General features: G+C 37.8%; 25 protein-coding genes and 2 pseudogenes. 22 read left to right on the forward strand and 5 right to left on the reverse strand.

Annotation, left to right across the window (positions count from 1 at the left end):
* Nucleotides 1-10: 10 nt before the first annotated feature.
* A complete protein-coding gene (locus ACLHK8_RS00915) occupies nucleotides 11-1,339 on the reverse strand; it encodes a replication-associated recombination protein A (protein WP_063697723.1) in 1,329 nt (442 codons plus the stop codon).
* 178 nt (nucleotides 1,340-1,517) lie between these two features.
* Here ACLHK8_RS00915 and ACLHK8_RS00920 point away from each other — a divergent pair, with 178 nt between their 5' ends.
* On the forward strand, nucleotides 1,518-2,315 hold the full coding sequence (locus tag ACLHK8_RS00920) for an alpha/beta hydrolase (RefSeq protein WP_063697719.1): 798 nt from the start codon (nucleotides 1,518-1,520) through the stop codon (nucleotides 2,313-2,315).
* Nucleotides 2,305-2,922, forward strand: coding sequence for a hydrolase (locus ACLHK8_RS00925; RefSeq protein ID WP_057774579.1), 618 nt, complete (start codon nucleotides 2,305-2,307; stop codon nucleotides 2,920-2,922). The genes ACLHK8_RS00920 and ACLHK8_RS00925 overlap by 11 nt, the downstream gene beginning before the upstream one ends.
* Nucleotides 2,923-2,972: 50 nt before the next feature.
* Here ACLHK8_RS00925 and ACLHK8_RS00930 read toward each other — a convergent pair whose 3' ends face one another.
* Nucleotides 2,973-3,557, reverse strand: coding sequence for a TMEM175 family protein (locus ACLHK8_RS00930; RefSeq protein ID WP_063697716.1), 585 nt, complete (start codon nucleotides 3,555-3,557; stop codon nucleotides 2,973-2,975).
* 131 nt (nucleotides 3,558-3,688) lie between these two features.
* Between ACLHK8_RS00930 and ACLHK8_RS00935 the strand changes: the two genes are divergently transcribed.
* The 15 genes and pseudogenes from ACLHK8_RS00935 (at nucleotide 3,689) to ACLHK8_RS01005 (ending at nucleotide 16,116) form a co-directional block, all read left to right on the forward strand.
* On the forward strand, nucleotides 3,689-4,537 hold the full coding sequence (locus tag ACLHK8_RS00935; RefSeq protein ID WP_236698836.1) for an aldo/keto reductase: 849 nt from the start codon (nucleotides 3,689-3,691) through the stop codon (nucleotides 4,535-4,537).
* Between the two features lie 30 nt (nucleotides 4,538-4,567).
* Nucleotides 4,568-4,978: a flavodoxin gene (locus ACLHK8_RS00940; protein WP_057774573.1), complete on the forward strand. Its 411-nt coding sequence runs from the start codon at nucleotides 4,568-4,570 to the stop codon at nucleotides 4,976-4,978.
* Nucleotides 4,979-5,123: 145 nt separating this feature from the next.
* Nucleotides 5,124-5,516 carry a MerR family transcriptional regulator gene (locus ACLHK8_RS00945; RefSeq protein ID WP_105782195.1) on the forward strand — a complete coding sequence of 131 codons (393 nt, stop codon included), beginning with the start codon at nucleotides 5,124-5,126 and terminating at the stop codon, nucleotides 5,514-5,516.
* A gap of 87 nt (nucleotides 5,517-5,603) precedes the next feature.
* The gene (locus ACLHK8_RS00950; RefSeq protein WP_057774567.1) at nucleotides 5,604-6,197 is read left to right on the forward strand and encodes a TetR/AcrR family transcriptional regulator; all 594 of its coding nucleotides are present in this window, start codon (nucleotides 5,604-5,606) and stop codon (nucleotides 6,195-6,197) included.
* Nucleotides 6,198-6,276: 79 nt separating this feature from the next.
* Nucleotides 6,277-6,714: an MFS transporter gene (locus ACLHK8_RS00955; protein WP_197460027.1), complete on the forward strand. Its 438-nt coding sequence runs from the start codon at nucleotides 6,277-6,279 to the stop codon at nucleotides 6,712-6,714.
* On the forward strand, nucleotides 6,708-7,448 hold the full coding sequence (locus ACLHK8_RS00960) for a hypothetical protein (RefSeq protein WP_434520345.1): 741 nt from the start codon (nucleotides 6,708-6,710) through the stop codon (nucleotides 7,446-7,448). Before ACLHK8_RS00955 ends, ACLHK8_RS00960 begins: the two co-directional genes overlap by 7 nt.
* Nucleotides 7,449-7,930: 482 nt before the next feature.
* Nucleotides 7,931-8,620 carry a flavodoxin family protein gene (locus ACLHK8_RS00965; protein ID WP_082623306.1) on the forward strand — a complete coding sequence of 230 codons (690 nt, stop codon included), beginning with the start codon at nucleotides 7,931-7,933 and terminating at the stop codon, nucleotides 8,618-8,620.
* 77 nt (nucleotides 8,621-8,697) lie between these two features.
* Nucleotides 8,698-9,309, forward strand: coding sequence for a flavodoxin (locus ACLHK8_RS00970; protein ID WP_231908597.1), 612 nt, complete (start codon nucleotides 8,698-8,700; stop codon nucleotides 9,307-9,309).
* Nucleotides 9,310-9,322: 13 nt separating this feature from the next.
* Complete coding sequence (locus tag ACLHK8_RS00975) at nucleotides 9,323-10,183, forward strand: GRP family sugar transporter (RefSeq protein ID WP_057774556.1); 861 nt, start codon at nucleotides 9,323-9,325, stop codon at nucleotides 10,181-10,183.
* A 14-nt stretch (nucleotides 10,184-10,197) separates the two neighbouring features.
* Nucleotides 10,198-10,983, forward strand: a pseudogene (locus ACLHK8_RS00980) (glucose-1-dehydrogenase).
* A gap of 39 nt (nucleotides 10,984-11,022) precedes the next feature.
* Nucleotides 11,023-12,000 carry an aldo/keto reductase gene (locus ACLHK8_RS00985; protein WP_063697636.1) on the forward strand — a complete coding sequence of 326 codons (978 nt, stop codon included), beginning with the start codon at nucleotides 11,023-11,025 and terminating at the stop codon, nucleotides 11,998-12,000.
* Nucleotides 12,001-12,102: 102 nt separating this feature from the next.
* Nucleotides 12,103-12,846: an SDR family oxidoreductase gene (locus tag ACLHK8_RS00990; protein WP_063697632.1), complete on the forward strand. Its 744-nt coding sequence runs from the start codon at nucleotides 12,103-12,105 to the stop codon at nucleotides 12,844-12,846.
* Between the two features lie 92 nt (nucleotides 12,847-12,938).
* A complete protein-coding gene (locus ACLHK8_RS00995; protein ID WP_057774548.1) occupies nucleotides 12,939-13,589 on the forward strand; it encodes an NAD(P)H-binding protein in 651 nt (216 codons plus the stop codon).
* 40 nt (nucleotides 13,590-13,629) lie between these two features.
* On the forward strand, nucleotides 13,630-15,051 hold the full coding sequence (locus ACLHK8_RS01000) for an NAD-dependent succinate-semialdehyde dehydrogenase (RefSeq protein WP_063697626.1): 1,422 nt from the start codon (nucleotides 13,630-13,632) through the stop codon (nucleotides 15,049-15,051).
* A 27-nt stretch (nucleotides 15,052-15,078) separates the two neighbouring features.
* A complete protein-coding gene (locus tag ACLHK8_RS01005; RefSeq protein ID WP_063697623.1) occupies nucleotides 15,079-16,116 on the forward strand; it encodes a zinc-dependent alcohol dehydrogenase family protein in 1,038 nt (345 codons plus the stop codon).
* Nucleotides 16,117-16,281: 165 nt separating this feature from the next.
* Here the strand turns inward: ACLHK8_RS01005 and ACLHK8_RS01010 are convergent, their stop codons facing one another.
* Nucleotides 16,282-17,574 carry an FAD-binding oxidoreductase gene (locus ACLHK8_RS01010; protein ID WP_063697619.1) on the reverse strand — a complete coding sequence of 431 codons (1,293 nt, stop codon included), beginning with the start codon at nucleotides 17,572-17,574 and terminating at the stop codon, nucleotides 16,282-16,284.
* A gap of 293 nt (nucleotides 17,575-17,867) precedes the next feature.
* Between ACLHK8_RS01010 and ACLHK8_RS01015 the strand changes: the two genes are divergently transcribed.
* The 5 genes and pseudogenes from ACLHK8_RS01015 to ACLHK8_RS01035 all read left to right on the forward strand — a co-directional run bounded on the left by ACLHK8_RS01015 (nucleotide 17,868) and on the right by ACLHK8_RS01035 (nucleotide 20,693).
* Nucleotides 17,868-18,749 (forward strand): alpha/beta hydrolase, encoded by an 882-nt coding sequence (locus ACLHK8_RS01015; RefSeq protein ID WP_197460025.1) that lies wholly within the window; start codon nucleotides 17,868-17,870, stop codon nucleotides 18,747-18,749.
* Nucleotides 18,750-18,799: 50 nt separating this feature from the next.
* The gene (locus ACLHK8_RS01020; RefSeq protein WP_197460024.1) at nucleotides 18,800-19,009 is read left to right on the forward strand and encodes a hypothetical protein; all 210 of its coding nucleotides are present in this window, start codon (nucleotides 18,800-18,802) and stop codon (nucleotides 19,007-19,009) included.
* 24 nt (nucleotides 19,010-19,033) lie between these two features.
* Nucleotides 19,034-19,486, forward strand: a pseudogene (locus tag ACLHK8_RS01025) (flavodoxin); the annotation flags it as partial.
* 50 nt (nucleotides 19,487-19,536) lie between these two features.
* Nucleotides 19,537-19,806, forward strand: coding sequence for a hypothetical protein (locus ACLHK8_RS01030; RefSeq protein WP_231908596.1), 270 nt, complete (start codon nucleotides 19,537-19,539; stop codon nucleotides 19,804-19,806).
* Between the two features lie 458 nt (nucleotides 19,807-20,264).
* Nucleotides 20,265-20,693, forward strand: coding sequence for a MerR family transcriptional regulator (locus ACLHK8_RS01035; protein ID WP_082854851.1), 429 nt, complete (start codon nucleotides 20,265-20,267; stop codon nucleotides 20,691-20,693).
* Nucleotides 20,694-20,862: 169 nt separating this feature from the next.
* On the opposite strand, the gene ACLHK8_RS01040 is transcribed toward ACLHK8_RS01035, so the two are convergent.
* On the reverse strand, nucleotides 20,863-21,831 hold the full coding sequence (locus tag ACLHK8_RS01040) for an IS3 family transposase (RefSeq protein ID WP_226997409.1): 969 nt from the start codon (nucleotides 21,829-21,831) through the stop codon (nucleotides 20,863-20,865).
* Entirely contained in the window at nucleotides 21,759-22,292 is a 534-nt protein-coding gene (locus tag ACLHK8_RS01045) for a helix-turn-helix domain-containing protein (RefSeq protein ID WP_002331365.1), read from the reverse strand. Before ACLHK8_RS01045 ends, ACLHK8_RS01040 begins: the two co-directional genes overlap by 73 nt.
* Nucleotides 22,293-22,320: the final 28 nt, after the last annotated feature.

Consider the following 22,320-nt stretch of genomic DNA (forward strand, 5'->3'; position numbering starts at 1 on the left):
CGCTTTTTGATTACTCATTATTATGCTGTTCATGCCATTTCTTTATATATTCAAGGCGTTGTTTAAATCGTTTTTCGTTGCCTTCTTCAGTAGGTAAGTAGTATTCGTGTCCTTCTAAATCTGGGGGCATGGTTTTCATGTCGGTTAATTTATCTTTTTTCGAATGAGCGTATTGGTAATCTTTGCCATAACCGAGATCGCCCATGAGTTTAGTAGGAGCATTTCTAATTTGGAGTGGGACAGGTTCGTTACCCTTTTTCTTGACGTCTTTTTTTGCATTTAAACGCGCTTTATAAACGGCGTTGGATTTCGGTGCCAGTGATAAATAGATAACGGCTTCCGTTAAATGGACATCGCATTCTGGCATTCCTAAGAATTGACAGGCTTGAAAAACGTTAATCGTCAATTCAAGCGCCTTGGTGTCAGCCACGCCGATGTCTTCACTGGCAAAACGTACCAGTCTGCGAGCAATATACAAAGGATCTTCGCCACCATCTAACATCCGAGATAACCAATAAATCGCGGCATTAACATCACTATTGCGCATGGATTTATGCAATGCCGAAATTATATTGTAGTGTTCTTCGCCGTGTTTATCATAGCGTAGAGACTTGGTGTTAATAAATTGATTCAAATTAGTTTCTGTAATTGTAACCAGATTATCTTTATGATCGGCATTTAAGACGGCCATTTCGAGAGTGTTCAGCGCAATTCGTGCGTCGCCGTTCGCAAATTGAGAAATCAACGATAAGACATCATCAGAGATTTTAACTTGCCATTTTGGAAAGGCATTTGGATTATTGAGAGCTTTGTGTAAAAGCTCGACAATTTCGGTTGGTTGTAATTCTTTTAAAACAAAGACTTTGCAACGGGAAAGCAGCGCCGAATTGATTTCAAATGACGGATTTTCGGTTGTAGCGCCAATTAAAGTAATGCTGCCACGTTCAACAAAGGGCAGAAAAGCGTCCTGTTGGGCTTTATTAAAACGGTGAATTTCATCAACAAAGACAATTGTTTTTTCACCAAGTTCACGATTTTCCTCGGCTTCTTCCATGATCTTGCGAATGTCTTTGATGCCACTGGTTACCGCGCTAAAGGTAATAAAATGTGATTTAGTTTTATTGGCAATAATTTGTGCCAGAGTCGTTTTACCAACCCCAGGTGGTCCCCAGAAGATAATTGAGGGTAACTGATCTTGATCGATAATCTCACGTAGCACTTTTCCCTTAGCTAATAAATGAGTTTGTCCGGTAAACTCGTCAAGGGTTTGTGGACGGACGCGATTAGCTAAAGGACTGTTTTGGCTGTTTTCACTAGCAAATAGCGATTCTTGTTTCAAAATAAGCTCCTTTCACAAAAAAATTGGACTCCTTAATTTAAAGTTACCACCATTATGATGTTTAGACTAACTAAAACGCGTTAGATAATTTAACTGCCGAATAAAAACGCTTGCATTTTTAATAGCCGATGCTTAGAGTGTAGGTATCAAATGGAATTCTTGAAATGAGGTGTTGTATTTGCAGATTGAGATTAAACGAGACGTAACCTATGCACCAGATTTAACGTTGGATGAATATCGGCCAAAGATTGATAAGTTAAAAGGTCTTTTAATTATTATCCATGGTGGCGGTTGGTTTCGGGGCGACAAGGCTAAAGATGAAGATATATCTACATGGCTTGCACAACAGGGTTATTTGGTTGTCACGCCAAATTATCATTTAACACCAGAAGGATATTATCCGCAGCCCTTGGTTGATATGGATCACTTATATCAACAGGTCAAAAAGTATGCACCGAAGCTACCAGTTGCGGTGATCGGTTCATCCGTTGGTGGCAACATGGCGGTTGAAATGGGAATTAAATATCAGATTCCAGCTGTATCACTTTCTGGAATTCTTGATATCGAAGTGTGGTTGAATAATCATCAAGACGTAGTGCCAAAACAGGATCAAAAACAGAAGTTTACAACCGGAGCTAGCTCTACAATTAATCAGAGTGGTAAGGATGATAGCTTTTATAAATGGTTTATCCTTAATTATTTACATGATCCTAAACTAGCCAAAGAAGCGACCCCTTATTATCGCGTTCAGGGTAAAACGGGACCGATGTTACTGATTAATTCCCTGGATGAATTTGTACCAGTTTCCGGGATTTTTGAATTAAGTAAACGGTTAGGACAGTATCAAACACCGGTAGAAATTTCCTTACTACCGGGGACGCACCACGCGAAAGGTTATCTAGACCAAGTAAAGCCAAACATTTTGTATTTTTTGACACGTTATTTAAAATTAAGGAGCGATGAAGATGACAAGTGAAGCAAGAAGAGATCCAGTTGCAGATAAATTGTTAACGCCTGAAAATTCAGCCTTTTTATTAATTGATTATCAACCAACCCAGATTAATTCGATTAATTCCATGAATCGCGCACAACTCATTAAAAATGTGGTGAACGTGATCGGATTAATGAACACATTTAAGATTCCGGTTATTTTATCAACGGTTAATGTAAAAAATGGCCGGAATAAAGATACCATTGCACCGATTAAAGATTTATTACCTGATGTACCGAGTTATGATCGCACCACAATTAATGCATGGGAAGATACAGAGTTTAAGGCAGCAGTCAAACAGACAGGGCGACATAACCTGATTATTGCCGCGTTATGGACGGAAGCGTGTTTAACATTTCCAACCTTAGATGCGTTAGATGAAGGCTACGATGTTTTTCCGGTGGTTGATTCTGTTGGTGGCACCTCGGTCATTGCCCATGAGGCAGCCTTACGGCGGGTCGAACAAGCAGGAGCTAAACCAACCAGCATTCCCCAATTGGCTTGCGAATTACAACGGGATTGGCAACGAACCGATACTGTCCCTGGTTTTACGAAAGAACTAGTCGATGCTGGCATCTTTTTACATTTATAGACTAAAAATGGATCTCCACTAAAAGATGGCGATCCATTTTGCGATTTAAATTAACTTTTTTTAGGTTGTTTCTTTATTGCTTGCCGAGATGCGTAACCAACGACAAAAATATTAATGAAAATTGCGTACATCATGGCCGGTGGGTAAACGGTTAGGGTGATTAGAAGACCAATGAGTTTGATCACGACATCTAAAATAATTGAGGTATTTGGTAACGCATATAGCCAGCCAAAGTGGACGGAAGGGTTAACTTGTTTTAAAGAATGGGAGATAGCCATGTTACTAAACGAAACGCCTAAAACGACCAGGCCATAAAAAGTTTGTGCAGTCACATTATTAAAATTTGTGGCTACCAAACTGGTCGTGTATGGAAATAGTGATGCAATAAATAACATGAGTAATGAATAAGACACAGTTGCGTTGGAAACCTTTGTAATTGAGTGCCAGTTATTATGATGGGTAGTCCACATTAAACCTAGCCAAAAAAACGAAAGCGTATAAGCAAAAAAGTTAGCGCGCAAATCCCATAATCCAGCTAAATTAACTGTTTTAGGTTTTTCTAGTTCCAAAACTAGGATCGTCATAATAATGGCGAGAACGGCGTCAGTGAAGGCTGCTAAACGTTCTTTGTTCAAAATAATTCCTTCTTTCTATTCAGTTTTTTAGTATAGCATGTTTTTGAAAATAATTGATTTAAAAAAATGCTTGCCTTGGAGTCCACACCAGGGTTTATCATAGGTCTTGTAAATATGAAAGGAAGTTTTTAATGATGACAGTTCCAACTTTTAAATTAAATAATGGTATTGAGATGCCTGCAGTCGGATTTGGTGTTTTCCAAATTGAAAATGGTGGCACAAAACAAGCAGTTTTAAACGCAATTGATGCAGGGTATCGATTGCTTGATACAGCTCAAGCATACGGGAACGAAGCTGAAGTTGGGGAAGCAATCAAAGAGACTAGTGTTGATCGTAATGACTTGTTTATTACAACAAAAGTCTGGGTTAGCTCAACTGGCTACGACGCAACGAAGCAAGCATTTCAAGAATCTTTGGACAAACTTCAATTAGATTATCTTGATTTGTATCTTATTCATCAACCTTATGGAGACGTGTATGGCTCATGGAGAGCAATGGAAGATTTGCAAAAAGAAGGAAAAGTTCGCGCAATCGGAATTTCAAATTTCAGTGCAGACCGTTTTGTCGATTTGAATTTGCATAATACTGTGACACCTGCAGTTAATCAAATTGAACTTAATCCATGGAATCAACAAAAAAATGAAATGACATGGCATGAAAAATTAGGTATTCAGCCAGAAGCTTGGGCACCATTTGCAGAGGGACGACACAATTTATTTACGAATGAAGTCTTAGAAAAAATTGGATCTGATCATAATAAAGGTGTAGGTCAAGTTGTTTTACGGTGGCTATATCAACGTGGCATTGTTAGTCTGGCCAAATCGGTTCATAAAAACCGAATGGAAGAAAATATTAATATCTTTGATTTTGAATTAAGTGATCCGGAAATGAAACAAATTGCGGCATTAGATATGAAGGAGTCGGCTTTCTTTGATCATCGTGATCCAGAGCAAGTCAATCGACTGGGCGGCGGTCAATAGACTTAGTTTGAGTAGAAAGAAGTATATGACATGGCAAAAGAGTTAATTATCTATTTTTCACTATCGGGAACTACAAAGAAAGCTGCATTAAACTTACAAAAAAAGTTGAACGCAGATATTTATCAGTTACAAGCAAAAAAAACTTATCCAAGCGATTATGATGGGATTGTAGCCGTTGCTCAAAATGAAAAAGATAAGCAAGTTCATCCGGAATTGAAAAAACCGCTCCCAGATTTAACACGTTATGATAAAGTTTATGTGGGATATCCCACATGGTGGTCACAACCACCAATGATCATTCACAGTTTATTTGATCAAGTTGATTTTGCAGGTAAAAAAGTCGTGGCTTTTGCAACTAGTGCCTCGACGCCTTTAACAGATACGCTTGAAACATTTTCAGATCTTGCAGAAAATGCGGGAGCTATCTTATTCGAAAAATAGAAAAACGGTGTTAAATTCCGAAAGAGATTTAGCGCCGTTTTAATGTTTGAGAGAAAAATTTATTTTTTCCTTGCCTTGAAGTGAGGACCAAGGTTTAGAATAATAAAGTAAGTAAAAGATAAACATGAAAAAGAGGTTGAATCAAATGAACATAAACGGCGTCAGTAAAAAGTTTGAGTTAACAAAAGACACGCTCCGCTACTGGGAACGGCTTGGACTGTTACCGGAAATTAAACGGAATGAAAGTGGCTATCGTGAATATAGTGAACACGATATGAACTGGGTTTTCTATATTAAAGCTTTGCGAAAGGCAGGGATGTCAATTGAAGCGCTGATCGAATTTGTAAAATTATATCGTGAAGGCAGTCAAACGGAACAAACTCGTAAATCATTATTGATGGATCAACGCCAGGAATTGAAAGAGAAACGCGCCGAAATCGACAAAACAATCAAATATTTAGACTATAAAATTGTTAATTTTGAAGATCATACCTTAAACTACGAAAAAGAAAAGTTGGCGTATGATGCAAAAGATTAAGTTGAATAAGGGATAAAAAAATAAAATGACCGTTAGTCATTGTTTTTAAGGCGTAAATGTTGTATACTTCTTTTTGAGGTGAGACCAGTGGGAAAAAGAGAAGATAATGCAATCGCAACTCGGCAAAGTTTGATTGAAGCAGCAGATCATTTAATTGTGCAAAAGGGTTATGAAAATATTTCCGTGGATGATATCGTGAAAACCAGCGGGATCGCTAAAGGCACTTTTTATAATTATTTTGAACGTAAAGAAGATTTGATCTTTGAATTAAGTAAAGAGCACTTTGCTAAGCTAAATACGCAAACCATTTTAAGCGAACAAGATGACCCAATCATTATTATAAAGAAATATTTAATTGATTTTATGTCCGTTATTTTTAATTCAAAAATCGAATTGGCTCGTCAGTGGGTACGCTACATTAGCTTTTCCGAGACGAATAGCAATAAATGGCAATTTGATGTTCAGTCTTTTGAACAGCTTTTGATGAAATTAATTGATGCAGATAAATTAAAGGTGAACACGCCGGTGCACCAACTCGCACAACTTTTTTTAACGGAAATGTATGGCGTTATTTTTACCTGGTGTATATCTCCTAAAACAGTTGATCCAATCGCGACTGTAAAACGGTTCTGTGATTTGCAACTAAGTGCTTTGTTACAGCCATACCTAATTAATGCGTAACGTGATCGTCACTATTTAATAAGTGACGATGTTTTTAAAAAAAAATATGACCGGTAGTCACATATGGAGGAACTACAAAATGCAAAACACCAAACGTTCTTTAATAAAATTATCTATCCTGCTGGTGTCGGTTGTGACGGCATCTGCACCGGCAATTAATGCTAACATCCCAGTTTTGGCAAAAGCATTTCCTAATGTCGCTTTGGCTCAAATTGAACTTCTCACAACCATTCCATCTTTATTCTTGCTAATTGCAATTCTATTGAGTAATTGGATTGCCAAACGAATTGGATTAAAACAAACTGTACTGGTTGGGGTTTTTATCACCGTTATTGCTGGGTTGTCCCCAGTGATAATCAATAGTTTTCTGTTCCTGATGATTTCACGGGCCGCATTTGGCTTTGGAATTGGCTTGTTTAATTCGTTACTAGTTAGTATTATTAGTTACTTTTTCAAGGGTAGCGAACGATCACAAACACTTGGTTTTCAAAGTACCTTTGAAGGTCTGGGGTGTTAGTCACATTTATTGCTGGCCAACTTGTAAGGTTTAATTGGCATATGTCATTTTGGGCATATTTAATCACGATCCCTGCATTAATAATGTTTGCTTTATTCGTACCTAAAATACCAAAAACAGAATTAACAACGGGCTCTAAAGTTAAAGGTTCAACAAAAAAATCAAAATTACCTAATGCAATTTTTGGCTACATGATCCTAACCTTTATTGTGATTACCTTTTATATGATTATGGGAATTAAAGTGCCAACCTTAATGGTTAATGCGGGATATGGAACAGCTACGTCTGCAAGTTACGTTATTTTAGGTCTGAGTTTAGGAGCAATGCTTGGTGGCATTCTCTTTGGACGCGTTTTTACCTGGTTGAAAGATTACATTTTAGTGGCTGCCTTTTTATCTCTAGGCTTAGCAATGTTTTTAATTGCCATTTCAAATACAACTTGGTTAACCGCTTTGGGCGGATTCTTGACTGGAATTGGTGCGCGTTTGTTTTTCCCATGGATTTTAAATGCTGTTAATTTAGGCGGGAGTGGAAACATAATGGCAACTTCATTAATCCTGATTGCTTACAATTTGGCCGGCTCTCTATCACCATATACCGCATTGCTAATTCAAAATGTTTTGCACATCGATAATATTCGAAACTTGTTTTGGATTAATATGATTGTTTTTGTCATATTAGCCGTTGTGATGAGTTTAGTGAATAAGCTTAAAAATGTGAGAACGACCGATTAGCGCGATTAGTCTGTAAAAGCATGAAACTTTAAGAGAGTTTGAACAAAGAATTTATTAGTTAAGAAGGTACGTAGAAGTCATGTTATTTCTAATGTTAAGTGTGGCTATGAGTCACGGCGATAAGATTGCAATTGTAACGGGCATCATTGTCTTAATGAGCTTGTTTTCTAATTTAATAATAAGCTTTATTAAATTCTGTTTTCAACATCCCTATATTTTTATATTAATGCTCCTATTTAGTGGATTAGGATTTTCTTTTAACCTTTTGTTAGGTTACTTATTGGCCTTTGCAGCGGTCATCATTGGGATTACGTTTTTTATGCGTGACATATTTTGAGAGAAAGTGCTTGCCTTGAAGTACAGACCATAGTTTACAGTGACTTTATTGAATAAGTTTAAAGGACAAAAAGAAAATGAAAAAGATTAAGTTAATAGCAGTGATCATGGGATGTCTAATCCTTGGAATTGGAGGAATTATAATTATGAATTTTAATAACGATTCAGTATCAAACAAAAATCAGCAGGCTAACTATAAAATTGCTGGCCAGTCAATTTCAGCACCACAACTCAGTAAAAACGACCGGGAATGGCAAAATGGATATGGCACAAGATCAGATGGTCAAGATACCAATAGTCAAAATAAGCCCACACGCAAAATTACAAAAACTGCTAAAAGTTTAATTATTTATTTTTCTCGGTCGGGTAGTACCGAATTGCTGGCTAGTAAAATTGCCAATCAAACCAATCCGGATATTTTAGAAATTGTCGTAAAGGATCCTTACGCCGGAAATTATCAAAAGACCCTTTCAAGAGCCAATTCAGAAAGAGAAAATCAAGATTATCCTGAACTTAACATGCAAGTTCCCGATTTAAAGCAATACGACACCATCTATTTGGGCTATCCGATCTGGGCGATGACTTTATCTCACCCAATGACAGCTTTTTTGAAAACATACGGGGGTCGCTTGACTGATAAAATCATTGCACCTTTTATGACTGAAGGCGGTTATGGTCAAGGAGATAGCGTCCAGCGAGTTCGAGAAATTATCCGTGAACAAGGTGGCGAGCGCGATACCTTTACGAAGGCTTTAGTAGTTGACGGTAATAAAGTTGATCAGGCTGATAAGCGAGTGACCCAGTGGGTGAGCCAGGTTCACGCAGATAATAATTGATTTAAAAAAAGGCTTGCCATGGAGTGCAGACGAAGGTTTAAGCTTCGAGATGAAGTAATCGAAAAGGGATGGAAGAAATGAAAAAAAGACTATTGATTGTCATTGGAGTTATTGTAATTATCTTGGCTGGTGGATTTACGGTCTTTCGTTTTCAGCATAAATCGACAGGTATGAAAATAAGTCATACAACGGATATTGTCCAGAAGAAACAAACGAATTCTAAAAAGCGTTTAATTATCTATTTCTCACTGTCTGGTTCAACTGAGGAAGCGGCTAAGCAAATTAAGGCAGACACCGGAGCAGATATTATCCGGCTTCAGCCTCAAAAAGCTTACCCTAGTGGCTATGATGCTTATGTGAAAGTTGCCCAAAAACAGTTGGCTGATAAGATTCATCCAGCAATTCGAACTAAGATCACTAACTTGGATCAATACGACACAATCTTCGTTGGGTATCCCACCTGGTGGCATCAACCGCCAATGATTATCCATTCGTTGTTTGAGAAGTTTGATTTTTCTGGAAAAACAATCGTGCCATTTACGACAAGTATGAGTGATCCAGTTAGTCGTTCAATGCCTGATATGCGGAAACTTGCAAAAGGGGATAACGCAAAAATTATCAATGGTTTTCGCTATGATGATAATAAAAAAGCATTAGCTAAGTTTTTAAATGAAAATGATCTGAATTAGGAAAGGTGGACTTATGAATATTATTTTAATGTTACTACCGGCAGTTGCATGGGGAATTCTACCATTAGCTGTTGAACGTATAAATGGCCGACCGGTTAATCAAATTTTTGGTACAGCAGTTGGCACCCTTTTAGTTAGTTTTATTGTCTACGCGGTTATTCATCCAACAATTTCTTTAGCAAGCTTTATTCTGGCAGCTTTTGCCGGTGGTTTTTGGATTATTGGTCAATTGGGACAATATACCGCTTATCATGAAATTGGTGTTTCTCAGACAATGCCAATTTCTACAGGTCTACAGCTAATTGGGACTTCGTTAATTGGGGTATTTTTGTTTGGTGAATGGGCATCAAGTAATGCCAAAATATTTGGTGTAATTGGTATTTTACTTTTAATTATTGGCATTTCACTAACGGCTGTTCATGATAGAAAAATGCAACAGAGCAAAAATAGCAGTCAAACGAAAACTCTAATTATGTTGTTTCTGACAACGTTTGGATTTCTGGTTTATAACGCAATTCCAAAAGCCATGGCTACGTCAGGATTAGCTATTTTCTTGCCTGAATCTGTTGGGATGGTCATTGCGGTACTGATTTATATTTCCGCAACCCATCAACCTAAAGTGTTACGTGAAAAAGCAAGCTGGCAAAGTCTGCTTGCAGGAATAATCTTTTCATTTGCTGCAATCACGTACATATTGTCGGTCCGTGATAACGGAGTGAACTCAGCATTTGTGGTCTCTCAACTTTCTGTCGTGATCTCCACGATTGGCGGGATGGTATTTCTACATGAAAAGAAGAGTCATCGTGAGTTAAGCTTCACATTAATTGGGTTATTTTTGATTGTAATTGGGGCAATTACGACAACTATTATTTAAGGAGGAAATTCATTATGTACACAGATTTATATGGAAAAGTAGCAGTTATTACCGGGGGTTCAAAAGGGATTGGCAATGTAATTGCTAATCGTTTTGGGCAAGAACACATGTCTGTTGTGATCAATTACAATAGTGACCAAGTTGGTGCTCAAACAGCTGCCGATAAAGTGACAAAAAATGGCGGTAAGGCGGTTATTGTGCAAGCAAATGTCTCAACGGAAAAAGGAAATCATGACTTACTTCAAGCAGCACTAGATAACTTTGGTGATTTAGATGTTTGGGTAAATAACGCAGGGATGGAAATTAAATCACCAACCCATGAATTATCATTGGATGACTGGAATAAAGTAGTTTCCATCGATCAAACGGGAGTTTTCTAGGGTTCTAAAACAGCTTTGGCTTATTTTAAAGCTCATAGTAAAAAAGGAAATATTATCAATATGTCTTCTGTTCATGAACAGATCCCTTGGCCAACTTTTGCAAGTTATGCAGCTGCTAAGGGTGGCGTAAAACTATTCACGCAAACCATTGCTATGGAATATGCCAAAGAGGGTGTTCGTGTAAATGCAATTGGACCTGGTGCGATTAATACACCCATTAACGCTAAAAAATTTGCTGATCAAGCACAGTATGATCAGACAGTTTCTATGGTTCCCATGAATCGGATTGGCACACCTGAAGAGGTCGCAGCTGGCGCCGCATGGTTAGCCTCAGATGAATCGAGTTATGTAACTGGCATTACGCTGTTTATTGACGGTGGAATGACGTTGTATCCTGCGTTTAAAGATGGTCAAGGATAGGCGATAATTCGAAACTTAACTTATTGAAGGGTGATAATTTTGCAAAAAAGAAATCTTGGTAGTATGCAGGTTGATGCGCTGGGTTTAGGTTGCATGGGAATGAATTTTGCCTATGGAAATCCGCCTGATCAACAAGAAATGATTAAGCTTTTGCAAGCATCGGTTGAAATGGGTGAAACATTTTTCGATACGGCAGAAGTCTATGGACCGTTCACCAATGAAAGTCTGTTAGGAAAAGCGTTGGCCCCGTATAAAGATAAGGTCACAATTTCCACGAAGTGCGGGATTCGAATTGAAAATGGTAAACAGGTTGTAGATGCTAATCTAGACGGGATTCGTCAATCTGTAGAAGGATCACTTAAGCGTTTAAACGTAGATGCCATTGACTTGTATTATCTTCACCGTGTTGATCCGAAAATTCCCATTGAAGATGTGGCTTATACAATGGGACAACTAAAAAAAGCCGGGAAAATTAAGCATTGGGGATTGTCCGAAGCTGGAATTGAAACAATCAAAAAAGCTAATGCAGTCGAGCCTTTAACAGCAGTTGAAAGTGAATACTCATTGTGGACCAGAGAACCAGAAAATGAATTGTTGCCGCTATTGGAAAAATTAGGGATCGGTTTTATGCCATTTAGTCCTTTAGGAAAAGGTTTCTTAACGGGAAAAATTAATACGAATACAACCTTTGCCAAAAATGATGGCCGAAGTAAATTACCCCGATTTACTAAAGAGGCGCTTGAAGCAAATCAAAAATTATTAGACCTTATAAAAGAATTTGCCATTAAAAAACAAGCAACCCCTGCACAAATCGCTTTGGCCTGGTTATTGGCACAGAAGCCTTGGATCGTTCCAATTCCGGGAACAACCAAATTAACAAGATTACAAGAAAATTTGGGTGCTTTAAATGTGGCATTCTCTTCTGAAGAATTAGCCCGCATTGATCAATTGTCTAAAAATATTAAAATTGTGGGTAATCGCTATACACCAGAATTGGCTAAACGGGCCGGATTGTAAAACTAATTATCAGTATGATTTACATTGAAGTACGGACGAAGGTTTAGACTTTGGTTGTTAAAGAATTTTAAATAAATATATGTAATGAAGGAGAAAATTATTGTGAGTGAAGAAAGTAAAGTAGTTGTTATTACAGGAGCTTCCAGCGGAATTGGCGAAGCAACAGCCAAACTACTAGCAGCAAAGGGGAATAAATTAGTTATTGCCGCTCGTCGTGAAAAGAAGTTACAAGAAATTGTTGCAGATATTGAAAAAGAGAATGGACAGGCTGTTTATGCTGTTACAGATGTAACTGATCTTGATTCAGTAAAAGCCCTTGCTCAGTTAGCATTAGATAAATTTGGCAGGATTGACGTTTGGATGAATAATGCGGGTTTAATGCCTCATTCTGAGTTTATTAAGGGCCGTGTGGAAGATTGGAATCGCATGATTGATGTTAATCTTCGTGGTGTTTTATATGGAATTAATGCCGCTTTACCAGCTATGCGTGATCAAAAGGCAGGTCAATTTATTAATGTAGCTTCCGTTGCGGCCCATGCCGTTCATTCTGGTGGTGGTGTTTATAGTGCCACAAAGGCTGGTGTTTGGATGATTAGTGAAGCACTTCGTCAAGAGGAAGCAGCTGCTGGGAGTAATGTCCGTGTGACGGTTATTTCACCTGGTGCGATTGCAACCGAATTGGTCGATCATGTCACCGATTCTGATCAGAAAAAAGCGATGGATTCATATTATGATCAATTTGCAATTACGCCCGATCGGATCGCGACAACGATTGCAACGGCGATTGATTTACCTAGTGATACCGCAATCAATGAAATTGTTGTGCGGCCTTCACGGCAAGGATAATAAATATAAAAGTCTGTAAATGTAAAGGCTTGCATTAAAGTGTACTTCAGGGTATATGATAAAAGCGAATTTAAAAAATGGAGGAATTAACTATGAAATTATTAATTGCAGCAGCAAATGGTCAAATTGCCCGAATTGTTGAGGATCGTATTTTAAACGAATCGACGTTTGATGATGTTGAATTGACTTTATTATTACGTAACAGTCAACGGTTGAGCAATTTGGCTAAAGATAACCGCGTTACAGTTGTAGAAGGAAGTTTGGACAATGAGAGTGTTCTAAACAAAGCGGTTGCTGGCCAGGATATGGTATTTGTAGCCGTTGTGGATCATACTTCTAACAATGCATGGACAAAAAATGTGATCACAGCGATGAAAGAAAACGGTGTTCAGCGAGTTATTTTCACAAATATCTTAGGCTTGTATGATGAAGTACCTGGTGAATTTGGCCGTTGGAACAAACAAAGTGTCATGAGTGGGTTACAAGCTGCCATTAATTCTGACAAATTACTTGAGGAGTCTGGTTTAGATTACACAACTTTAAGGCTCCCATGGTTAAATGATCGTGATGAAGTTAAGTACGTGCTCACCCATAGAAATGATCAATACAATGGTGTGTCCGGTTCACGTCAAAGTATTGCGGACGTTGTTTTAAAGATTGTGGCCGATCCTACTGTTGGTTCAAAGGATAGCTTGGGAATTGCTGATCCCGCAACTCAAGGTGAAGATCGTCCCGTATATTAAAAATAAAATTAGTCAAGAATATTTATAGAGGTGTTTTTTAATGGCATATGCAACAATTAATCCTTATACAAATGAGGTTGTTAAAGAGTACTCTAACGCCACAACTGGTGAAATTCAGGATGCTCTTGAAAAAGGGAATAGTTTATTTAAGCAAATGGAAAAAGAGCCACCGATTCAACGTGCAGCCCAATTGCATGACATTGCCGATCGTTTCCGGAAAAATCGGGATCAATTAGCCAAAGCAATGGTTACCGATATGGGCAAACTATATCGAGAAGCACAGGGTGAAGCCGAACTTTGTGCGCTGATTGCAGATTATTTTGCTGATCATGGGGCAGATTTATTAGCTCCTACCAAGATTGAGACAGTTGCGACTGGTGATGCGCAGATTCAAAAGCATCCCTTAGGAATTTTAATGATGGTTGAACCATGGAATTTTCCGATGTATCAAATTATGCGTGTTTTTGCGCCTAACTTTATGGTGGGAAATCCTATGATTTTGAAACACGCTTCTAATACACCAGGATCTGCGGTTGCGTTTGAAGATATTATCAAGGCCTCTTCGGCTCCTGATGCAAGTTTGCAAAATCTATTTTTAAGTTATGATCAAGTTTCTGAAATTATTGCTGATTCACGTGTCCAAGGGGTGGCGCTCACGGGTTCTGAACGTGGTGGCCGCAGTGTTGCTAAAGCGGCTGGTGAGAATCTAAAGAAAAATACGATGGAGCTTGGTGGAACCGATGCTTTCGTTGTTTTGGATGATGCAGATATTGAAAGTGTAGCTAATATTGCTTGGCGGGCTCGACTATATAATGCGGGACAAGTTTGCACGTCATCGAAACGTTTTATTGTGGCAGCTAACGTATATGACCAATTTTTAGCGAAACTTAAGGAAAATTTTGCCAATGCAAAGCCTGGTGATCCTATGGATAGTCAAACTACTTTGGCACCGATGAATTCTAAGCGAGCTAAAGAAAAATTGCAGGCCCAAGTTGATGAAGCAATCGCAAAAGGGGCAACCTTGTATTATGGCAATGAAAAAATCGATTTACCTGGTCAATTTTTCCAACCAACGATTTTAACAGATATTCATAAGGATAATCCGGCTTATGCAGAAGAAATGTTTGGCCCGGTTGCCCAAGTTTATAAAGTTAATAGTGAACAAGAAGCAATTGATTTGGCTAATGATTCTGACTTAGGTTTAGGGGGCATTGTTTTCAGTGGCGATCCTAAACGGGGGACAAAAGTTGCCAGTCAAATTGAGACTGGAATGGTGTTTGTCAATAACTTTATGACTTCATTACCTGATTTACCATTTGGTGGTGTGAAAAATTCTGGTTATGGTCGTGAAATGAGTAATTTAGGATTGAATGCTTTTGTAAATGAGCAACTTATTGTGACTGCTAATAAGCCAGATATGACTAATTTGGCAGGCGGTTTGGTTGCAACAGATCCTGAATAGCTAATCTAATAAGAGGAGAATCTTAAAATGAAAGCAACAGTATTTATTAAGCCCGGTAAAGTCGAAATTCAAGAGGTTGATAAGCCAACCATTCAAAACTCAACTGACGCGATTATCAAAGTAGTAAGAGCTAGTGTGTGTGGATCAGATCTATGGTGGTTCCGAGGAATCAATGATATGCCAGCTAACTCACTCGTTGGTCATGAAGCCATTGGGATTGTGGATGAGATTGGCGAAGATGTGCATAGCGTGAAAGTGGGCGATTTTGTTATTGCGCCATTTACACATGGTTGTGGGCATTGTGCTGCATGTCTTGCAGGATTTGATGGTAATTGCTTGAATCAAAAAGAGATGGGTAGTTCTGGTTATCAAGCCGAATACTTACGTTTTAGAAGTGCTGATTGGGCATTAGTTAAGGTTCCTGGTCAACCAAGTGATTATTCCGATGATCAATTGAATTCGTTTGTTGCATTGGCTGATGTCATGGCAACTGGCTATCATGCTGCTGTTAGCGCCGAAGTTTCTGAAGGTGATACGGTGGTTGTGATGGGTGATGGTGCTGTTGGTCTTAGTGGTGTAATTGCTGCTAAGTTGCTTGGTGCTAAACGAATTATTGCGATGAGTCGTCATGAAGATCGCCAAAAATTAGCTCGTGAATTTGGAGCTACAGACATTATCGCGGAACGTGGTGATGAAGCTGTTGCCAAAGTTATGGCGCTCACAGGTGATGGGGCAGACGCTGTTCTTGAATGTGTTGGAACCGAACAATCTGTTGATACTGCGGTTAAAGTTGGTCGGCCTGGTGCCGTTGTTGGCCGGGTTGGCGTACCTCAAAAAGAGACCATGAATACGAATAATTTATTCTGGAAGAATATTGGTCTTCGCGGTGGAATTGCATCTGTGACAACTTATGATAAGGCGACATTATTAAAAGCTGTTTTAGATGGCAAAATTAATCCTGGCAAAGTCTTTACCCAACAGTTTAAGCTTGACGATGTTCAAAAGGCTTATGATGCTATGGATCAGCGAAAAGCAATTAAATCACTATTGATTGTTAACGAATAGAATTTTATGAGAAATCAGGATTGGGTAACAAGGTTTCAGATAGTATTCTTTAAATAAAAACAGGATTAAAAATCTCGGAAATGAGATTTTAATCCTGTTTTTTTGCTAACCCTTAAAGGATCCAACGGTAGCAACAAATGATTTTTAAATTACTACAAAAAGGCGTCACATTGTTAACCGTTCATCGATTAATTGGTTTGCGCTAACCCCCAAGTGTCGGAGAACTTTTTCGGTACTTAAAACACCATTGGCAGGACCGACGATGAAAAATAAGGCGGACGTTAATTCTTGCTCAGTTAATTTATTTTGGTAGTCAAGGGTGGTAAATCTAGTGATATGTTGGTCAAAAGTAATTAGAGATTCTAGGGAATCAAATGCTTGTTGATAATAAAAATCAGAAGCTTCATGAACACTCCAGAGCACATGAATTTTTCGACTACTTGCATATTGCTGTGTCAGGCTCAAAAGAGGGGCAATTCCGGTTCCCATACCGATCAAAATTAAAGGAATTTTTGGGTTGGCATTTTCAATTAAAGGTGCAAAACGTCCAAATGGACCTTCCAATTTGACATCGCTACCAGTAGGGATGCTGGATAGCTGGCTGGTAAAATCACCAGTATTTTGAATGGTAAAAGTGATTATGTTTGGTGAACTTATTGGGGCAGTGGTGACAGAGAACGGATGTGATTCATTAGTTAAGCCGGTAACATGTTGAAATGATAAGAAGTAAAAATCCCCAGCCTGATACTTAGGGGCTTTACGACCTAATTTAATTTTCACCTGCCGAACATGTTGATTTAATTCGGTGTTATCAATTAATTGTCCATTCAGACGTTCAGCAGAGCTGGCAACAAATTTTTTCCAAGCATATAAGCCGAGATTAACAATAGTGTAGACATCAAACAAAATTATAAAATCAGTAATTTGACTGACCCGACCAATTAAGTGAACGTGTAACCAGATTAAGCCGATAACCACAAAATTCAGGCGATGAATCCATAAAGAAAGTTGATGTTTGAAAATAAATTGCAATTTTCGCTTAAGTGAAGCAGCAATTGGAAATCGATCTACCAGCCAGCCTGACAGGAAAAAGCTAGCATAAAGAACCCCAAAAATTGCGAGGTACCAAGCAAAATGACCGGTATTTTTGATAAGTTGATCCATTGAAAAAGCATTTAAAACGTGATAAGTTGCCAAACCTAATGCCAAAACACCAAGTAGGCCGTGAACAAAATACATAGCAGGTAACCCAATCCGCCATTCTAACCATTGTGGCCGTGTCGATAATAAGACAATGCTTAACCACCAGACATAGGCGACAATTCCGGCGTCATAGATTATTAGATGTTGAATTGAGTCGGATAAACCGGTGTTCAACAGAATAACTAATGGTAATGGGACGATCAAAATAATAACTAACCAAGTTATATATAGGGATACTGGATGATTTTTTAGCATGGATACTCCTCCATTCTTGTTGATAACTGTAATATACAGCATGGTGTGCACACCAAGGCAAGTTTTTTTAAAAAAAGACTTGCCTTGGTCTGGACTCCATAGTTTATGCTAAGCAAGAATCAAGCGTAAATGAGGTGAGACTAGTGAAGAAAAAAGTTATTTTAATTGCTTTAGGGCTAATAATAAGCTTGGGAATAATTAGTATGTATTTGGTTTATACAAATCAATCTGTTACAGACCAAAGTAATCGGAAGGTTACTGTTAACAGCTCAAAAAAGAAGCGGAGGAAGCAGATGGAAAAAATACCTGCTAGTTATCGGAAACGTGCTTTAGACGCACAACGAGGTAAAGTTGAGAGAATTACTTATCAAACAACTTACCAGAATAAAAGATATCAAAAAAAGGCTTTGGTTTATTTACCGGTTGGGTATAATCCAAACGATTCTCAGCGTTATAACATTTTATATTTATTACATGGGGCCATGATGAGTGAAGCCAGTTTTCTTGGTGGTGCTGGAACAAATTCTGGCAGTGCTTTTAAAATGTTACTGGACCACGAAATTGCCGCAAAAGAAATGAAGCCGACAATTGTCGTTACCCCTAGTTATTATCCAAATAATAGTTTTAAGACTAGTGATTATGTGGAAGATGATCCATTGAATCTAGCATTTGCACGCAATGAGTTGCCCAACGATTTAATGCCGGCGGTTGAGAAGCGTTATCGGACTTATGCGCGAACTGCAGATAAAAAAGGTTTTGTAGATTCACGTGACCATCGTGCGTTTGGTGGATTCTCGATGGGGGCCATTACGACCTGGTACGTTTTTGAACACGATCTGAACCTTTTTAAATATTATGTTCCAATGGCTGGAGACAGTTGGACGGTGGAAGCAAATGGTGGGGGAACAGAACCAAAAAAAACTGCAATAAAGCTGGCTAAACACGTTCAAAATAGTGACTATCAAGCAAATGATTTCTTGATTCTGGCCTCTGTTGGTGGTACGGATGGCACAAGCAGTTCAATGGCTCCACAGATTAAGCAAATGCGACAACATCCACAGCAGTTTACTAAGGAGAATCTAATTTATCACATCGATAGTGGTGGTGGTCACGATATAGATTCGGCGGCAAATCAAGCTTATAATGCATTTTCACAACTTTTTGAAACTAAATAGAACAATGTTTCTTATCAATGATGATAAATATAAAAAGGAGAGTACAAATTATGAAAACGAGAATTACGATCTTTATCGTTGCAGTGGTGGCGATAGTTGGTGTACTGATTGGATATAATGTTTATAACCAACGCCAAAGTCGGTCAACAAATCAAAATGATCAGTCGGCAGCAACTTCGGGTAATAAAAAAACACAATCAAGTAGTTCGAAAGGTAAAGTAGCTAAAAAGAATGGTAAAACATTAATTGTTTATTTTTAGCGTAAAGACGGTGTTTACGGTGGAAACTTAAAAGTTGGTAATACAAAACGAATTGCCGATTTTATTCAAACCAAAACCAAAGGTGACGAATATGAGATAGTGCCAGCTAAGGAGTATCCAAAAAGTTATAAGAAAACGACTGAGGTTGCCCAAAAAGAACAAGAAGATAATGCCCGACCAAAAATAAAGAATAAGCTACCAGATGTTAGCAAGTACGATACCATTTTTATTGGTTCGCCAATCTGGTGGAGTGAATATCCAATGGTTGTCCGTACTTTTCTAGATGGCGTTAACTTGAATAATAAAAATGTTGTGCCATTTACCACGCATGAAGGGTCTGGTCTAGGGAATACAACAGAAACATTGAAAAAGCAATACACTCGCGCTAAAGTATTGAAAGGTTTTTCAGTTTCAGGCAGCGATGCAGCAGATGCTAGAAGTGATGTTAATAGTTGGTTAAATGGTCTGGGTTACTAAGATCTAACCTCGGGAACATCAAGTTAGGCATAAAAGAGAGGAAGTTTTCGATGAAATTTATCATGTTAGCTACAGGCTTGAGTACTAATACCAGACTAGCTGTCGTAATTGGTTTAATTATTTTCGCTGTGCTGTTCTTTAAATTAATCGTTGGATTTATTAAATTTTGCCTTCGTCATCCTATTATTTTTTTAGTATTATTGTTTGGTGGTGGGTTAGGGCTAATATTCAATTTGTTTTTAGGTGGCATCGTAATTGCGGCGGTTATCGTGGGTGGAATTGCATTCTGGCTGCTCAGCGAGTTTGATGGTTTCAATTGATTATTTTCAGTCAAATAAAGTTATAGTGTAGGAGATAGTATATATGAATAGTAAAAAAGGTTGCTGAGACTTTAAATGTTTCTGTTATACTTCACGATATTATGAACGAGTTGGTGATCCCACGAGTAGTTCAAGATGAAAAATGGGTTATGATGGCATGAATAATAAAAAAATGATCATTTGCTCCTTGTTATCAGGTGATACTAAGGTTGCGGCAAAAAAAATTGCCAAGAAGATTGAGGGCTCTATCATTTACACATAAAAATTTGACATGCTCATATGATCAAGTATTATTTTTAGACTTTACGTCTGGTTTGGTTTGTTATAATATGATGTACAATAAAATCTTTGATAATTCTTTTATTTGAATTATAAAAGATTGATACTGTTAGTTGTGTTTAACTAGGAAATGTCTTTAAACAAATTACTGCGCTTTTTGAGGAATTGAGGGTGTAATTATGTATAGTATTCGTGATGTTAGCGATATTATGGAGATTAGTATCTACACGCTAAGATACTATGAGAAAATTGGTTTGTTGTCCTTTGTAAAGCGAAATGAGAATGGTGTTCGCGAATTTAGTAAAGAGGATATTGTGACACTAAATACAGTTTATCGGCTTAAGCAAACAGGTATGTCTTTGAAAGATATTAAAAACTACTTAGAATTAGTGGATAAAGGTATAGAATCAATATCGGAAAGAAAAGAAATGTTTCGGGAACAGAAAATAAAGGTTCAGCAGCAGATTATTGACTTACAAAATGCATTGAAAACAATCAACGGAAAACTTCATTACTATGAAGAGGCAAGTAAACAAGGGTCATTAGCAGTTTGTCATGATGAACGGGAAGTATTTATGCAAAAGATTTTGAATGGCGAAATGAATTAAATAAAAAAATCAACAGACATAATCAAGATGTCTGTTGATTTTTTTTACATAAGCATAGCTATAAACTGCTGTTTAATGGAGATTAGCGGACAATCAAAATAATTTAAAAAAACTTTTTAAAAAGCACTTGCTAAAGTGCAACACAAAAGTTAGACAAAATTGAATATTTTTAAACTGCTAAGGCATGTTCCCTGTATTCGCAGGGAGTCATGCCTTTTGTTTTCTGTGATATTCGTCGATTGTTAAACCAATCGACGTAATTCTTTGTGATTTCCTTGAATTCTCCAATATCTTTACACTGTGGAAATCCATTAAGACATTCTGTTTTAAGAAGATGAAAGAAGCTTTCAATTGGCGCATTATCAAGACAGTTTCCCTTACGAGACATGCTTTGTATAAATTTTTTTTCAGAGAGTTTATCGGTATAGTAATTCAATTGATAATGCCAACCTTGATCTGAATGAATTATTGGTTTTATTCCTTCCGGAATATTTTCTGTGAGTTCATCGAGTGTATCCATAATTAGTTTACTGTTAGGACTATTACTTACTTGAAATGCTAAAACTTCCTTGCTTGCTTCGTCAGTAATAGCTGAAACGTAAGCCCACTTAGTATCGGCCAAGCGTACTTGTGTAACATCGGTATGTAATACTTTGAAAGGTACGGTTTCATTAAAATGCTGATGTAGAACGTTACGGGCCACTTTTCCAACTGTACCTTTATAAGATGAATATCTACCATTTCTGTGGCGGTTATAAAGGCTTACTTGAACATTTAATTCATCCATCAAACGACGCACTACGGCGTCTGATAGATGGATATCTAATTTAATGAGCTCTTCTTGAACGCGACGATAACCGTAGGTTAGACGTCCGCGATATCTTCCGCTTTCGGCAATTTTTAGTATCTCTACTTTTACATCTTCATACTTATCTACATAATTTTTGATACGTTTACGTTCATCATGATAAGTCGCTTTCTTAAGTCCAATGGTCTTAAGAATATCGCCGACTTTATACCGGTTAGATTTCGGAAGAGACTCTTGTTCGACCCTGATCTGATCAACTATTTGTGTTTTCTTTCGTCCTTTGAGGTTCCGAACAGGGTCATTGATTTTTTTAAGATTTCGTTCTCCAATTTTGCATCATATAATTCTTGATTCTTTTTCGTCAATTCTTCACGAAGTTGATCGATTTCGTTCTTGTTTACTAACTTACGTAATTTCTTCTTATTATGTTTCACTTTGGTTTTTCTGCCTTTCGGATGAGGCTTCAAGGCTTCTATACCATACTGATTGAAGGCTGTCCTCCAAAGACTGATTTGACAAGAATTAACATCAAATTTTGCGGATACTTCGGCTAAAGTTTCATCATGAGTTTGATAGTAGTTTATCACATCAACTTTAAACTCAACTGAGAAACTTCGTTTAACTCTTCTTCGTTTAAGAGCGTCTGCGCCGCTCAAACGAAAGTTTTGTATCCATCTACCTACTTGTATTCGAGGCAAGTTACGTTTCTTTGAAAGAAGACTGATACTAATGTCACCTTGAAGATATTCACTAACGACTTCTGCTTTTAATTCTGAACTATATTTGACCATAGAAAAAGGTGCTCCATAACTGTTAGAT

The organism is Pediococcus sp. M21F004 (assembly GCF_051122535.1).
GTDB classification, from domain to species: Bacteria; Bacillota; Bacilli; order Lactobacillales; family Lactobacillaceae; genus Pediococcus; species Pediococcus inopinatus.

Excerpts from the sequence above, each read along its gene's own strand:
- ACLHK8_RS01035 (WP_082854851.1), top strand. The coding sequence starts at position 20,265 with ATGTATAGTATTCGTGATGTTAGCGATATTATGGAGATTAGTATCTAC.
- ACLHK8_RS01000 (WP_063697626.1), top strand. The coding sequence starts at position 13,630 with ATGGCATATGCAACAATTAATCCTTATACAAATGAGGTTGTTAAAGAG.
- ACLHK8_RS01045 (WP_002331365.1), bottom strand. The coding sequence starts at position 22,292 with ATGGTCAAATATAGTTCAGAATTAAAAGCAGAAGTCGTTAGTGAATAT.
- ACLHK8_RS00955 (WP_197460027.1), top strand. The coding sequence starts at position 6,277 with ATGCAAAACACCAAACGTTCTTTAATAAAATTATCTATCCTGCTGGTG.
- ACLHK8_RS01005 (WP_063697623.1), top strand. The coding sequence starts at position 15,079 with ATGAAAGCAACAGTATTTATTAAGCCCGGTAAAGTCGAAATTCAAGAG.
- ACLHK8_RS01015 (WP_197460025.1), top strand. The coding sequence starts at position 17,868 with ATGGAAAAAATACCTGCTAGTTATCGGAAACGTGCTTTAGACGCACAA.
- ACLHK8_RS00945 (WP_105782195.1), top strand. The coding sequence starts at position 5,124 with ATGAACATAAACGGCGTCAGTAAAAAGTTTGAGTTAACAAAAGACACG.
- ACLHK8_RS01030 (WP_231908596.1), top strand. The coding sequence starts at position 19,537 with ATGAAATTTATCATGTTAGCTACAGGCTTGAGTACTAATACCAGACTA.
- ACLHK8_RS00925 (WP_057774579.1), top strand. The coding sequence starts at position 2,305 with ATGACAAGTGAAGCAAGAAGAGATCCAGTTGCAGATAAATTGTTAACG.
- ACLHK8_RS01010 (WP_063697619.1), bottom strand. The coding sequence starts at position 17,574 with ATGCTAAAAAATCATCCAGTATCCCTATATATAACTTGGTTAGTTATT.
- ACLHK8_RS00975 (WP_057774556.1), top strand. The coding sequence starts at position 9,323 with ATGAATATTATTTTAATGTTACTACCGGCAGTTGCATGGGGAATTCTA.
- ACLHK8_RS00935 (WP_236698836.1), top strand. The coding sequence starts at position 3,689 with ATGATGACAGTTCCAACTTTTAAATTAAATAATGGTATTGAGATGCCT.
- ACLHK8_RS00995 (WP_057774548.1), top strand. The coding sequence starts at position 12,939 with ATGAAATTATTAATTGCAGCAGCAAATGGTCAAATTGCCCGAATTGTT.
- ACLHK8_RS01020 (WP_197460024.1), top strand. The coding sequence starts at position 18,800 with ATGAAAACGAGAATTACGATCTTTATCGTTGCAGTGGTGGCGATAGTT.
- ACLHK8_RS00965 (WP_082623306.1), top strand. The coding sequence starts at position 7,931 with ATGAATTTTAATAACGATTCAGTATCAAACAAAAATCAGCAGGCTAAC.
- ACLHK8_RS00940 (WP_057774573.1), top strand. The coding sequence starts at position 4,568 with ATGGCAAAAGAGTTAATTATCTATTTTTCACTATCGGGAACTACAAAG.
- ACLHK8_RS00970 (WP_231908597.1), top strand. The coding sequence starts at position 8,698 with ATGAAAAAAAGACTATTGATTGTCATTGGAGTTATTGTAATTATCTTG.